This window comes from Hydrogenophaga sp. PAMC20947, assembly GCF_004795855.1.
Taxonomy (GTDB): Bacteria; Pseudomonadota; Gammaproteobacteria; order Burkholderiales; family Burkholderiaceae_C; genus Hydrogenophaga.
Map to the genome: position 1 here is coordinate 3,600,143 of NZ_CP039252.1, position 13,579 is coordinate 3,613,721.

Below are 13,579 nucleotides of genomic sequence, written 5' to 3' on the forward strand. Positions count from 1 at the left end.
ACGGGAAGAAATCGGAAGCCATAGGGAGGAAAGGGCAGTCAACCCGACGCGGCTCACGCGTCGGCGAGGCGCTCGTGCTTCTTGCGGTAGGTGGCGTAATACAAGACAGGAATCACCACCAGCGTGAGCAGCGTCGACACGGCAATGCCGAAGATCAGCGAGATGGCCAGACCGTTGAAGATCGGGTCGTCCAGAATGAAGAAGGCGCCCATCATGGCGGCCAGCCCGGTCAGCGCAATCGGCTGAGCGCGCACCGCGGCCGACTGCACCACGGCCTGCGCAAAGGGCACACCCCGAGCCGTTTCCAGCTCGATGAAGTCCACCAGCAAGATGGAATTGCGCACGATGATGCCGGCGAGCGCGATCATGCCGATCATGGACGTGGCGGTGTATTGCGATTGCAGCAAGGCATGGCCCGGCATCACACCGATGATGGTCAACGGAATCGGCGCCATGATGATCAGCGGTGTCAGGTAGCTTTTGAACTGCGCCACCACCAGCAAGTAGATCAGGATCAAACCCACGCCATAGGCGGCGCCCATGTCGCGGAAAGTCTCAAATGTGATCTGCCACTCGCCGTCCCACTTCACCGCATATTCGCGGTAGGGATCCTTGGGCTGGTTGATCCAGTACTCGCCCAGCTCACCGGTGTTGGGCAAGGTGGCCTCGCCCAGCCGGCTGCGGATCTCGGCCAGACCGTACAGCGGCGAATCCAGTTGACCAGCCATGTCGCCCAGCACATAGGTGACCGGCAACAAATTTTTGGTGTACTTCGGCTGATCAATCACGCCGCGCTCTACCGTCACCAGCTCCGACAACGGCACCATCGTCCCATTGGCGGCCTTGAGGGGCAAGGCCAGCAAGCCGTCGAGCCCCACCTGCTTGTCGAGCGGCAACTGCAGGCGAACCGGCACCGGAAATTTGGCCTGGCCATCGTGCAGGTAGGCGGCATCAGAACCCGACAAGGCGGCGTACACCGTCTGGGCGATCACCTGCACCGGAATACCCAGCGATTCCGCGCGCTGGCGCTGGATGCGCAGGAAGGCACGCGGCGCGTTTTCCTTGAGCGTGGTGTCTACACCCACGATGTCCGGCGTGTCGCGGAAAGCCTGGGCCACGCGCAGCGCAAGCTCGGCGCGACCTTTTTCATCGGGTCCATACACCTCGGCCACGATGGGCGACATCACGGGCGGGCCGGGCGGCACTTCCACCACCTTGATGCGCGCACCGTGCACCTCGGCAATTTTTTCGAGCGCCGGGCGGTGGCGTTGTGCGATCGCGTGGCTCTTTTCGCTGCGCTGATGTGAGTCGACCAGATTCACCTGCAGATCGCCACTCTCAGCCTCGGCGCGCAGGTAATACTGGCGCACCAGCCCATTGAACGTGATGGGGCTGGCGGTGCCCGCATAACCTTGCACATTGACCACTTCAGGCTGCTGGGCCAGATAGGCCGTCATGTCCTGCAGGGCGGCGGCCGTGTCCTCCAGCGGCGTGCCGGCGGGCATGTCCAGCACCACCTGGTATTCGCTCTTGTTGTCAAAGGGCAGCATCTTGAGCACCACGCCCATGCCCGAGCTCGGGATCAGCGCCAACGCCACCGACAGCAGCAGCGCCACCAGAATGCCCACCAGCAACATCCAGCGCCACTTCGCACTCTGCAGAAAGGGAGTGAGGGTTTTGGTGAAGGTGTTCTGCAGCACGCGGGTCAGCCCCGAAGGCCCGTGGGCCTGTGCCTTGGTGTTGGTCAATTTCAGCGCCAGCCACGGTGTCACGGTGAAGGCGATGGCCAGCGAAATGGCCATGCCCATGCTGGCGTTGATCGGGATCGGGCTCATGTAAGGGCCCATCAGGCCGGACACAAAGGCCATGGGCAGCAAGGCAGCGATCACGGTGAACGTGGCCAGGATGGTGGGGCCACCCACTTCATCGACCGCGCGGGGAATGATCACGGACAGCGGGTCACCAGGCGAGAGTTGCCGGTGTCGGTGGATGTTTTCCACCACCACAATGGCATCGTCCACCAAGATGCCAATGGAGAAAATGAGCGCAAACAGCGACACCCGGTTGAGCGTGAAGCCCCAGGCCCAGGAGGCAAACAAAGTTGCGGTCAGGGTGAGGACCACCGCCGCGCCCACGATGATGGCTTCGCGCCGACCCAGCGCCAGACCCACCAGTACGATGACACTCCCCGTGGCAAAAATCAGCTTCTGGATCAGCTTGTTGGCTTTGGCCGCAGCCGTCTCGCCGTAGTCGCGGGTGATGGACACCTGCACGTCGTCGGGGATCACGGTGTTCTTGAGCGCGTCCAGCCGCTCACGCACCCCTTCGGCCACATCCACCGCATTTTCACCCGGCTTTTTGGTCACGGTGATGGTCACGGCCGGATGGCTCTGACCCTGCTGCTCGGCGTTGGCCTGATCGGCAGCGCCCGGCGTGAACCAGGTGTAGCGCGTGGGCAATTGCGCACCGGCCTCGACCCGGGCGACTTCGCGCAGATAGATCGGGCGGCCCTGGCTAACGCCCACCACGATGTCGCCCACGTCTTGCGCGTTTTGCAGGAACTCGCCCGTCTCGACGCTGAGCATGCCCGGCTCCCCCGCAGCGGCGGCCGGATTCGCCACCTTGCCCGAAGGCATGGCCTGGTTGGCGGCAGCGATCGCGCCCTGAAGCGCCTGCAAGCTCACACCGCGTTCCCGCAGTTTGTTGGGCTCAAGCCAGACGTGAACCGCCCGTCCCGGCCCACCGATGGTGACCACTTCGCGTGTGCCTTTGACCCGCTTGAGCTCGGTTTCCACCGAGTGCGCCACGCGCTCCAGATCCATTGCGCTGGCCGCATCCTTGGTCCACAAGGTTGCCGCGAGCACCGGCACATCGTCGATGCCTTTGGGTTTCACGATGGGGGTCAACACCCCCAGGCCCTGGGGCAGCCAATCCTGGTTGGCATTCAGCACGTCGTACAGGCGAACCAGCGCCTCGGTGCGCGGAACACCCACCTGGAACTGCACCGTGAGCACGGCCACGCCCGGGCGAGCCACCGAATACGTGTGCTCGATGCCCTGGATCTGGGACAGCACATGCTCGGCGGGCAACGCCACCATTTTTTCGACATCTGCGCTGGACGCCCCGGGAAAGGGAATCAGCACATTGGCCATCGTCACATTGATCTGCGGCTCTTCTTCGCGCGGCGTCACCATCACGGCAAAGATGCCCAGCAACAAAGCCACTAGCGCGAGCAAGGGGGTGATGGCGTTGGACTGGAAGGCACGCGCGATCGAGCCGGAGAAGCCGAGCTTTTCAGGGGCATCGACCTCTGTCGGCAGAGGGTTGGGGTGTTGTGAGGTGCTCATGGTGGGCCTCACTGCGCCGAAGCAGCGGCGGGCTCTGCGCCGCTGAGGCCCGCTCGAACCGGATCGAGCGCCACGCGGTCGCCCGCCTTCAGACCGGCGATGACCTCCAGACCGGCAGCCCCGTGGCTAGAGCCCGTGCGCACCGCGCGCAGTGAGAACCCAGCCGTTTTGCCTTCACCTCGCGAGCTCACGATGTACACCGCCGTCAGCTCCCCGCGGTGCACCAACGCCGACTCGGGCACCACGAGGCGCTGCTGCTCGGCACTGCCCACAAACCGCACACGCACCTGGCGACCGGGCACCTGTTTGGCACCATCGGCAACGCTCAGGTCCAGGCGCCACTCCACGGTCTGCGACACAGGGTCTGCCACGGGCAGGATGGTCGTTGTCACTGGCCGCACCCATTCATCCGAACCGGGCAGCCGCACTTCGACCCGTTGGGCCTGCTGCGCCGCCACGTGTTGCGATGCCGGCACATACACCACGGCGCGGATCGGTTGGGGGGCGTACACCGTGAGCAACGGGCTGCCAGGCATCGCCAGGGAACCGGCTTCGGCATGGGTTTGCAGCACCCAACCGTCGTAAGGCGCGGTGAGCCGAGTGAACCCTTGCGCCAGGGAAGATTGGGTCTGGCCAGCACGGGCTGCGGCCACACCGGCCTGGGCCGCCTTGAACTGAGACTGCGCCGTGTCGAGCGCGGCCTGCGCCACAAAACCCTGGGCACGCAAGTCGCGCGTGCGATCAAAGTTGGCTTTGGCGTTGGTCAGAGACGCTTCGGCCTGGGCCATACCGGCCTGGGCCTGGGCCACCCCCGCCTGCGTGGCGCGGTCATCGATCACCACCAGCACCTGCCCTGCCTTGACCTGGTCACCCGCCTTGACGCTCAACTGAGCAATCCGGCCACTGGCCTGCGCGGAAAGCGTGCTCTGGCGCACGGCCTGCAAACTTCCGTCCATTTCCAGCCCCACGCCCACCGCCTGTTCGCCCACCGTCAGCACCGGCACCTGCGGGCCCGCTGCGGGCTCGGCACGGGCACCCGATGCCAGGGAGAGCGACAAAGCCACAACGCAACCCGCCCACCCCGCGGACCAAGGGGCGGCAGCGGCCGGGGCAGAACGATGAGACAGGTGAGCAGACATGGTTTTCTCCAATACGACTTACAGTATATCCACATACCCCTAGGGGTACAAGAAGCCCCCCTGTGCAACCGACTGGACTCACATCCCTAAACCGCGCAGCATACTGGCGCGCTCACCCCGATCACCCCGCTGCGGAGCGCTCCAAAGCCCCCACGTCGGCCGGTGCAAAGCGAACCTGGCGCACCAGGCGCCAGACGCAATACACAAAAGCAGCCGACGCCAGTGCCAGCGTGCCGTAGGCCACGCGCAAGCCCAGCCACTGGGCCAGACCACCCATCAACACGCCGGCGACCTGAGAGCCCAGCGCAATGGCGATCATCAACAGCGCGGAGAGCCGGGGGGCATCGTGTGCAAAGGCCCGCAAAGCGATACCGAGCAAGATGGGGAAGGCCACCGAGACACCCAGGCCTGCGCCAAAGTTGCACAAGGCCAGCCAGGCCCATGGCACGCCTGCTGGCGTGAGCCAGAGGGCCCACAACGACACCGCAGCCAGCACCCCCAGCCCCTGGATTTTCTGCTCCATGCTGAAGCGGCTGGGAAAGAAGGCCTGCCAGATGCGCCCGGTCACCATGCCGGCCATCAGGAAGCCCAGCACCAGGCGGGCCGACTGCTCGTTCACATCCAGGGTTTCGTGGGCATAGCTGACGAACCAGAAATACTGCCCCCACTCACACAGCCCCGCAAAAATGCCGGCCAACACCACCCAACGCACCACCGGCTGGCGCAACAGGCCCAGGTAACCATGGGCGACCGCAGACGCCATGGGCTGCCGAGCCCCGGCATCCGGCTCGGCGGCTGCTTCGACCTCCGCGTGTTTGGGGGCCATGGTCCGGGCGGGCGTTGGCGGAGCAACCGATACTGGGCCGCCCTGCCCACGAAACTGCACTGTGCTCAGACGCCGGGTCTGCAGCGACATGAACAGCATGCCCAGCAACAGCACACCGAAAACCGCGTAGGGCGCCCGCCAGCTCGTGCTCAGCCACAAGGCTCCGGTGACCAGCAAGGGCGAGATCACGGTCCCCAGGCTGTACCCCACGTCGACCAAGCCGATGATGCGGGTGCGCTGTTCGGGGTCGTCACTGAGCTCGGCCAGCAAACCGTGGCCCAAGGTGAAGAGTGCGGTCTCAAAGGTCGCAATCGACACCATGAACACCGCGAGCCAGAAGAAAGTCGACGCCAGCAATACCCCCACCAGCGAAACCACCACCAGCACGGTGTACACCATCAGGAGCTTGCGCGGCGGCCAGCGCTTCGCCACAGCGCCACCCAGCAGCGACCCGATCACGCTGCCCCCGCTCCAGATGGCCATCAGCCAGCCCACGTCCTGAAAAGACACGCCCATCTGGGCACGCAGGTTGGGCGTGACAGCGCCCAGCAATGCGCCAAAGGTGCCCCAAAGAAGGGCGCAGTAGAGGAAGAGCCAGCCCACAAAGGGCAGGTTGCGCAAAGGCGCCAGAAAAGAAAATGGGGAAGACACGAGCGGTATTCAACAAAGTGGGGGAGAACCCCACTGATTGTGGTCGGATGCGTGGGCCTTCGCGCCGCTGGCGCATCAAAAGAATCGCAGCGGTAACTCAAGCCCCCGCGTGCGTCGGGCACGCCGGGGGGGAGCAAGGTCTCGTTGTTCCGGGTTGACGTTCAGGCTGCGACCATCGGCACCCGGGGCGCCACCGCGCACAGCAGCTCATAGGAAATGGTGCCCGCCGCAGCCGCGACTTCATCCACCGGCAAGGCCGCACCGGACACAGGCGAGAGGCCCCACAGCACCACCTCGGCGCCGATGCCCGCCGTGTCGCCCAACGGAGACAGGTCCACCGTGATCATGTCCATGCTCACCCGGCCCACCACCCGGGTGCGCACGCCGTTGACCAGCACAGGCGTGCCCGTCGGGGCATGGCGGGGGTACCCATCGGCATAACCGCAAGCAATGACACCGACCCGCATGGCCGAAGGCGCGGTGAACGTGGAACCATAGCCCACCGTATCACCAGCCAGCACCGACTGCACACCGATCACCCGCGTGGACAACGTCATGGCAGGTCTCAGATCCCATCCGGCCGCCGTGTGCTCCGGGTGGTCGGGTGCACCGCCGTACAAGGCGATGCCCTCGCGCACCCAGTCCGCCGCCAGGGTGGACACCCCTTCGCCCCGCAGGGGCGTGTGCGCATGGCGCAGAATCGCCGCGCTGTTGCACAAAGAGCGCTCGCCGGGCAGATCGACTGTTGCGGCTTCAAACGCCGCCAACTGGTGCGCTATGCCGCGTGGCCCGTCGGCGTCGCTGAAGTGGGTCATGAGCGAAATCTCTTCCACCTGGGGCAAGGCATTGAGTCGGGCCCAAGCCGCACGGAACGCCGTGGGGGTGAAGCCCAGCCGGTTCATGCCGCTGTTGAGCTTGAGGAACACCCGGTGCGGGGCCTGTGTTTTGTGCGCCGCCAGCCAATCCAGCTGTTCGGTGCAATGCACGGTGTGCCACAGCCCCAGGCGTGAACACAGTTCCAGATCCCGGGGCTCAAACACCCCTTCCAGCAGCAAGACAGGTCCGCGCCAGTCCAGGGCGCGGATGCGCTGCGCTTCTTCGAGGTCCAGCAAGGCGAAGCCATCGGCGCTGCGCAAGCCTTCAAAACTGCGCTCGATGCCATGCCCGTAGGCGTTGGCCTTCACCACCGCCCAGACCTGGGCGTCGGGCGCCCTCACCCGGGCCTGGTTCAGGTTGTGGCGCAAGGCATCGAGGTGCACGGTGGCGAGAATGGGACGTGGCATGGTTAAGGTACTTCCATTGATCAAATAGACCTCCGCCGCATTTGTCAGCGACAGGCAGATGTGGCGACTTTCCAGGACGGCGGTCAAACTTCGCACCGCGTCAAGCGCGGCTGATGCGCCGCACCCACAGGAACCGTTTGGTATTACAGGCTGTCACAAATGGCATGCTATAACCAGCAACCCTTGAGACAGTACGCCGGACTTTCGCACAAAACAGCCGCCAGAAGCCCTGCGCTTGGCCCCAAACGGCGCACAAAATCATCCCCATGAAGCGCGGCTTCTACACCATCATGACGGCGCAGTTTTTCAGCTCCTTGGCTGACAACGCGCTGTTTGTGGCCGCCATCGAGTTGTTGCGCAGCCGCGGCGAGCCCAACTGGCAAGCCGCCGCATTGGTGCCGCTTTTTGCCTTGTTCTATGTGCTGCTGGCGCCTTTTGTGGGCGCCTTCGCCGACGCCAAGCCCAAGGGCCATGTCATGTTCCTCAGCAACGCCATCAAGGTCGGTGGTTGCTTGCTGATGCTTGTGGGTGTGCACCCACTTCTCGCCTATACCCTGGTGGGGCTGGGCGCTGCAGCCTACTCTCCCGCCAAATACGGCATCCTCACCGAGTTGCTGCCACCATCCCAGCTGGTCAAGGCCAACGGCTGGATCGAAGGCCTGACCATTGCATCCATCATCCTGGGTGTGTTGCTCGGCGGCCAGCTGGTGTCCCCCTGGGTGTCCACCCAATTGCTGGCGGTCGACCTGCCCGGCCTGCACACCGGCATCCACCACCCGGCCGAAGCCGCCATCGCAGCCCTCATGCTGGTCTACGCCCTGGCCGCCTGGTTCAACACCCGCATCCCGCTGACCGGCGTCACCCCCCGGCCCATGCCCAAGAACCCGCTGGCCCTGCTGCCCGACTTCTGGCGCTGCAACACCCGCCTGTGGCGCGACCGCCTGGGCCAGATCTCGCTGGCGACCACCACCCTGTTCTGGGGCGTTTCGGGCAACCTGCGCTACATCGTGCTGGCCTGGGCCGCCGCCGCCCTGGGCTACTCCACCACCCAGGCCTCTTCGTTGGTGGGCGTTGTGGCTGTGGGCACCGCCGTGGGCGCGGTGGTGGCGTCCATGCGCATGCGTCTGGACCAGGCCACCCGCGTGATGCCCCTGGGCATCGCCATGGGCCTGTTGGTCATTGGCATGAATTTCATCGACAACGTCTGGGTGGCGGCCCCGTTCCTGGTGCTGCTGGGCGGGATCGGCGGCTTCATGGTGGTGCCCATGAATGCCTTGCTGCAACACCGGGGTCACAACCTGATGGGTTCAGGTCGCTCGATCGCGGTGCAAAACTTCAACGAGCAAGCCTGCATCCTGGTCTTGGGCGCGCTGTACAGCTTCTCGACCGCCTCGGGCCTGTCGGCCTTCGTCGCGATCACCGCATTCGGCGTGGTGGTCGCCGGCTTCATGTGGCTGATCATGAAATGGCACCAGCACAACGAGCGCACCCACCCTCACGAACTGGAACGGTTGATGGAAATCGCGCGACGGGACGACCTGCACGGGTAGCGGTGGCTCCCCCTGCGCCGCGCTGGTGTGCGTCACCCCTCAAGGGCGATGCTGGCGGCCTGGCAAAGCCAGTTCCGCGGCATCCTGGGTTGAGACACCGCGCGCAGGAAAAGGGCTTGATTTCGCTGCGCTGGGCCAACAGCTCGATCCGCGAAGTCACGCGGGTCTAAAAACAGCGGCCCCCTTGACGGCGTCGCAGGGGGCGCTTCGGGCGTGGGTTTAAAACCCGCCGAGGTTGGTTTGCTCGAATCCGTCCAGGTTGACCAGCCGGTGTTGCGCCAGCACCTTGTACAGATCGGACTCGGCCACCGACCGGGACAGGTAAGCATCGCTGCCGGCCAGGCCGGCCTTGATGCGGTCCATGCTGCCCGCGGTCGGGGCGAACATCATGACCACGGGGGCCAACCCATTGGGCAGTTTGCGCTGCTTGGCAGCGCGGCACACCGCATACGCGTCGGGCTCGCCGCTGAGGCGATCGATCACCACCAGCCGGTAGGCGTGGGCCTTGAGCATCGCCAGCGCCTGTTTGGCGTCGCGCGACCAGTCGATCGCGAGCTCGTATTTTTTGAAGCGCTTGTGCAGAATGCGCCCTTCGACCAGGCTTTCGGCCACCAGCAGCACCTCGCCGCGTTGCACCTCGGGCACCGGAGATTCCCTGCGTTCGTCGTTCGTGCGCCCCATTCGCGACCGGGAGAACCGCGAGACAGGCGCCTGTGCAGCTGGCGTAGGCAACTCCTCCAGCCCACCAAAATCGGTCACACCCATCACGCCTGGGCGTGCCATGCGTGCAGCGACTGCAGGCGTGGGGGTGCTCGGCGCTGGTGTGGCCACGGGTGCCGTCGCCAGCCGGCGCATCATGGGCCGGGTCGGGGCGAATTCGGTCTCGGCACCACGGCCACGCACCGGCTTTATCGGCAACAACGGCGCCTTGGCGCTTACCCATGGCTCGGTGGCCGCAAAACTGCGGTCGCCGCCATTGCGGGGGGCGACAGGGGGCGCATTGGATGCAGGGGCAGGGGTCGCAGCACGACGCACCCCCACGAGAACGTCCATGGCCGAGAGCACTGAGACCAGCTTGACGGGCTTGCGCTGCATGGGCCAACCCGTACCGCCGTCGTGAGAACCCACCAACAAAACCTTGCCGCCAAGGTCCGCATACCGAACCAGATGCAATGCCTGGGCGTTGTCGGAGTTGACGATCAAGACCTCAGCGTCCATGACCTCGTCTTGCACAAGGTATGCCGGAGGCCGGCGCGCAGCCAGGCGAAAGAACGATTCAAACGTCGCTGCCTCGTTTTGTGCAAACCCCACCAATGCCACTTTATAAGAAGCGTTGCCCATCAAACCGCCTTGATTCAATAATACGAAGGGACTCACTATTCCTTCTGATCTGAAGTATGCCCGTTTTGCGGTCGAGGCCCCAAACTGCACCGGCCATGTAAGCTTGCAAAGCGTGAGCAATGTCCGGCTCACGCAACGCCGTGTGGCCCTTTGACGCCCCATTGCCCATTTTGAAAGGCGACCCGAGCATGTCCAAAAATGTCGAAATTTATGACTTTGAAGCCCTCTCCATCGACGGCAAAATCGTGCCCTTGCAGCGTTTCCGGGACCGCGTCCTGCTCATCGTGAACACCGCCAGTGCTTGCGGCTTTACACCTCAATTCGGTGGCCTGGAAAAGCTGCACCAGACCTATGGCAAGCAGGGCCTGACGGTCCTGGGCTTTCCTTGCAACCAGTTTGGCAGCCAGGACCCGGGGTCCAACGATGAAATTGCGGGCTTTTGCCAGCTCAATTTTGGCGTGACCTTTCCCATGATGGAAAAAATCGACGTCAATGGCGCCGACGCCCTCCCGCTGTACCGCTGGCTCACCGCCGAAGCCCCAGGGCTGCTGGGCAGCAAGGCCATCAAATGGAATTTCACCAAATTCCTGGTCGGCAAAGACGGGCATGTGATCAAACGCTACGCACCGCAAGACGCGCCCGAGAAGCTGGCCAAAGACATCGAAGCAGCTTTGGAATAGCCCCCGCGCCAGCTGCGCCGTCACCCCCCAGGGGGCGATGCTGGCCGACCGGCAAAGCCGGATCGACGGCATCCCGGGTCAAGACATTTCTCGCCGGACACATTTCGAAGCTGAAGTGGCTTGATACCAGGGCACCGCGGAGCTGGCTTTGCCAGGCCGCCAGTGCCACCCCTGGGGGGTGACGGCGCAGCTGGCGCAAGGGGTTCCCCTAGACCCAGCGCAGCAACCATCCCGCCACCAGCGGCAAGGCCACCGCGCTGAACAGCGCCGACAAACCCATGGCCAATCCGGCGAACGCTCCCGCCTCTTCGTTCACCTGAAACGCTCGCGCGGTACCGATGCCGTGGGCGGCCGTGCCGAGCGCAAAACCCCGCACGACAGGATCGTGAATGCGCAAGAGATCAAACAGCCAGCGCGCACTGGCGGCACCGAGAATGCCGGTGCACACCACCAGCACGGCGGTGAGTGAGGGCAGGCCTCCGATCTTCTCTGCGATACCCATGGCCACCGGCGCAGTGACCGATTTGGGCGCCAATGAAGCGAGCGTCACCTTGGAGGCCCCCAACAGCCAACCCACACCGACCGCCGTCACCGTGGCGGCCAAAGTGCCCACCACCAGCCCACCCAACATGGGCAGCCACAGGCGCTTGATGCGCGCGAGTTGCTCCATGAGCGGCACAGCAAGGGCCACGGTGGCCGGGCCCAGCAGGAAATGCACGAACTGCGCGCCTTCGAAATAGGTGGCATAGGGCGTGCCCGTGGCCCAGAGCAAGGTGCCCAGGGCGATCACCGACAGCCCCACCGGATTGGCCAGCGAGTGAAACCCGCTGCGCCGGTAGAGCAGAAAAGCTGCGTGGTAGACCAGCAGCGTGATGCTCAGGCCCAGCAACGGCGTGGTCGACAGGTAGACCCACACATCGGACAGGCGCGCGACCGCAGCGGTGGTGAGTGGCAAGCCCTCGTTCATGACCTATCGCCTGGGTTGGGGGCAACGCGCTTCATCAACCAAGCCATGGTGAGTGCCGCACTGGCCAGGCCCACCCAGGTACTGATCACCAGCGCCACCCCGATCGCCAACGCTTCGTCGCCCAGTCGCTGCAAATGCAACATCACACCCACGCCAGCGGGCACAAACAGCAAGGAGAAGTGCTGCAACAAAGTCTGCGCGGTGGGCTTGATCGCCTCGAGAATCGAGGGCCGAGCCACCAGCGTCAGCAGCAAAAATGCCATGCCCACCACCGGCCCCGGTATCGGCAGGCCCAGCGTGCGCACCAGCGTTTCTCCCAGGAGCTGAAAGACGAGCAAGGTAGCGAGTGCAGGGATCATGGGGTGAATTTAACTCCCTCCGCACCGTCTTTGCCGTCAGCACCCAAAGGGGCGGCACCGGCGGCCCGCCCTGAGCCCGTCGAAAGCCAGCGCAAAAACACCTTGGGCGAAGACGCATGGCGCGGGAGGAGGGTCAAACCTTCAAGGCGTCGTCGAGCAATTCGATCCAGTGGCGCACAGGGGTTTCGGTGCCGCTTTGCAGATGGGTGATGCAGCCGATGTTGGCGCTGGTGATGACCGCGGGCTTGAGCTCGCTCAGGTGATCGAGCTTGCGGTCGCGCAGCTGGTAAGACAGCTTGGGGTTGAGCACCGAATACGTACCGGCCGAGCCGCAACACAGATGCGCCTCATTTTTGGCCACCATCACGGTAAACCCCAGCTCGCCCAAATGCTGCTCCACGCCGCCTTTGAGTTGTTGACCGTGCTGCAAGGTGCAGGGAGGGTGAAAGCCCACCACCATCTTGGCGTCGGGCGCTTTCGCCAGCTTGGGCTTGAGAACCGGTACCAGCGCTGGCAGCAACTCGCTCAGATCTTTCGTGAGCTCACCAATGCGCTGGGCCTTGGCCGCGTAGGCAGGGTCGTCGCCCAGGATGTGGCCGTATTCCTTCACCGTGACACCGCAGCCCGACGCGTTCATCACAATGGCCTCGACACCCGATTCGATGTGTGGCCACCAGGCGTCAATGTTGGCTCGCATTTCCGCCTTGCCACCGTCCTGGTCGTTCAAGTGAAACTTCACCGCCCCGCAGCAGCCGGCCTTCACTGCGATCACGGTCTCGATGCCAGCGGCATCCAGCACGCGCGCGGTGGCGGTGTTGATATTGGGCATCATCGCTGGCTGCACACAGCCGGCCAGCATGAGCACCTTGCGCGCATGCGTCTGCCTGGGCCAGGCGCCTGCATCCTGCCTGGCCGGTACTTTGCTTTTCAAAGCCGCTGGCATCAGCGGGCGCACCATCTGTCCCAGCTTCATGGCGGGGCCAAACAGCGGCGAAGGCAGGCCCTCCTTGAGCAACCACCGCACGGCCTTTTCGGCCGCCGGGCGCTCGACCTTTTCATCCACGATTTTGCGGCCAATGTCGATCAGGTGGCCATAGTCCACCCCGCTGGGGCAGGTGGTTTCGCAATTGCGGCAGGTCAGGCAGCGGTCCAGATGCATCTGCGTTTTGCGCGTGGGCTCAGCCCCTTCAAGCACCTGCTTCATCAGGTAAATGCGCCCACGCGGCCCGTCGAGTTCGTCGCCCAGCAACTGGTAGGTCGGGCAGGTGGCGGTGCAAAACCCGCAGTGCACACACTTGCGCAAAATCGCCTCGGCGGCACGGCCGTCGGCGCGGGCCTGGTATTCGGGGGAGAGATTGGTTTGCATGTTGATCAGGTTAAGTCCGATGCCGAGCCGCCCCAAGCCGGGTTTGTGCCCCCATGGAGGGCCGCGACCC

Annotated in this window: 10 protein-coding genes; 2 read left to right on the forward strand and 8 right to left on the reverse strand. The window is 64.4% G+C overall.

Translation table 11 applies throughout. The features are described 5' to 3' along the window. Positions 1–53 precede the first annotated feature (53 nt). The 4 genes from E5678_RS16490 to alr form a co-directional block, all read right to left on the reverse strand. Positions 54–3,347 carry an efflux RND transporter permease subunit gene (locus tag E5678_RS16490; protein ID WP_136179530.1) on the reverse strand — a complete coding sequence of 1,098 codons (3,294 nt, stop codon included), beginning with the start codon at positions 3,345–3,347 and terminating at the stop codon, positions 54–56. An 8-nt stretch (positions 3,348–3,355) separates the two neighbouring features. After that, the gene (locus E5678_RS16495) at positions 3,356–4,486 is read right to left on the reverse strand and encodes an efflux RND transporter periplasmic adaptor subunit (protein WP_136179531.1); all 1,131 of its coding nucleotides are present in this window, start codon (positions 4,484–4,486) and stop codon (positions 3,356–3,358) included. Positions 4,487–4,607: 121 nt separating this feature from the next. Beyond that, entirely contained in the window at positions 4,608–5,963 is a 1,356-nt protein-coding gene (locus E5678_RS16500) for an MFS transporter (RefSeq protein ID WP_168708589.1), read from the reverse strand. Between the two features lie 161 nt (positions 5,964–6,124). Further along, positions 6,125–7,246: an alanine racemase gene (alr, locus tag E5678_RS16505; protein ID WP_136179533.1), complete on the reverse strand. Its 1,122-nt coding sequence runs from the start codon at positions 7,244–7,246 to the stop codon at positions 6,125–6,127. A gap of 266 nt (positions 7,247–7,512) precedes the next feature. On the opposite strand from alr, the gene lplT reads away from it, so the two are divergent. After that, positions 7,513–8,796: a lysophospholipid transporter LplT gene (gene lplT, locus E5678_RS16510; protein ID WP_136179534.1), complete on the forward strand. Its 1,284-nt coding sequence runs from the start codon at positions 7,513–7,515 to the stop codon at positions 8,794–8,796. 219 nt (positions 8,797–9,015) lie between these two features. Here the strand turns inward: lplT and E5678_RS16515 are convergent, their stop codons facing one another. Beyond that, positions 9,016–10,137: a response regulator gene (locus tag E5678_RS16515; RefSeq protein ID WP_136179535.1), complete on the reverse strand. Its 1,122-nt coding sequence runs from the start codon at positions 10,135–10,137 to the stop codon at positions 9,016–9,018. Positions 10,138–10,325: 188 nt separating this feature from the next. Between E5678_RS16515 and E5678_RS16520 the strand changes: the two genes are divergently transcribed. After that, positions 10,326–10,817, forward strand: a complete 492-nt coding sequence (locus tag E5678_RS16520; protein ID WP_136179536.1) for a glutathione peroxidase — start codon at positions 10,326–10,328, stop codon at positions 10,815–10,817. Positions 10,818–11,025: 208 nt separating this feature from the next. On the opposite strand, the gene E5678_RS16525 is transcribed toward E5678_RS16520, so the two are convergent. The 3 genes from E5678_RS16525 to glcF all read right to left on the reverse strand — a co-directional run bounded on the left by E5678_RS16525 (position 11,026) and on the right by glcF (position 13,509). Then, positions 11,026–11,784 (reverse strand): LrgB family protein, encoded by a 759-nt coding sequence (locus E5678_RS16525; RefSeq protein ID WP_136179537.1) that lies wholly within the window; start codon positions 11,782–11,784, stop codon positions 11,026–11,028. Further along, entirely contained in the window at positions 11,781–12,143 is a 363-nt protein-coding gene (locus E5678_RS16530; RefSeq protein WP_136179538.1) for a CidA/LrgA family protein, read from the reverse strand. Before E5678_RS16530 ends, E5678_RS16525 begins: the two co-directional genes overlap by 4 nt. A gap of 133 nt (positions 12,144–12,276) precedes the next feature. Beyond that, complete coding sequence (gene glcF / locus E5678_RS16535; protein ID WP_136179539.1) at positions 12,277–13,509, reverse strand: glycolate oxidase subunit GlcF; 1,233 nt, start codon at positions 13,507–13,509, stop codon at positions 12,277–12,279. Positions 13,510–13,579: the final 70 nt, after the last annotated feature.

What these genes read in the sequence shown, in the direction of transcription:
- E5678_RS16490 (WP_136179530.1), bottom strand. Translation starts at nt 3,347, where the DNA reads ATGAGCACCTCACAACACCCCAACCCTCTGCCGACAGAGGTCGATGCC.
- E5678_RS16495 (WP_136179531.1), bottom strand. Translation starts at nt 4,486, where the DNA reads ATGTCTGCTCACCTGTCTCATCGTTCTGCCCCGGCCGCTGCCGCCCCT.
- alr (WP_136179533.1), bottom strand. Translation starts at nt 7,246, where the DNA reads ATGCCACGTCCCATTCTCGCCACCGTGCACCTCGATGCCTTGCGCCAC.
- lplT (WP_136179534.1), top strand. Translation starts at nt 7,513, where the DNA reads ATGAAGCGCGGCTTCTACACCATCATGACGGCGCAGTTTTTCAGCTCC.
- E5678_RS16515 (WP_136179535.1), bottom strand. Translation starts at nt 10,137, where the DNA reads ATGGGCAACGCTTCTTATAAAGTGGCATTGGTGGGGTTTGCACAAAAC.
- E5678_RS16520 (WP_136179536.1), top strand. Translation starts at nt 10,326, where the DNA reads ATGTCCAAAAATGTCGAAATTTATGACTTTGAAGCCCTCTCCATCGAC.
- E5678_RS16525 (WP_136179537.1), bottom strand. Translation starts at nt 11,784, where the DNA reads ATGAACGAGGGCTTGCCACTCACCACCGCTGCGGTCGCGCGCCTGTCC.
- E5678_RS16530 (WP_136179538.1), bottom strand. Translation starts at nt 12,143, where the DNA reads ATGATCCCTGCACTCGCTACCTTGCTCGTCTTTCAGCTCCTGGGAGAA.
- glcF (WP_136179539.1), bottom strand. Translation starts at nt 13,509, where the DNA reads ATGCAAACCAATCTCTCCCCCGAATACCAGGCCCGCGCCGACGGCCGT.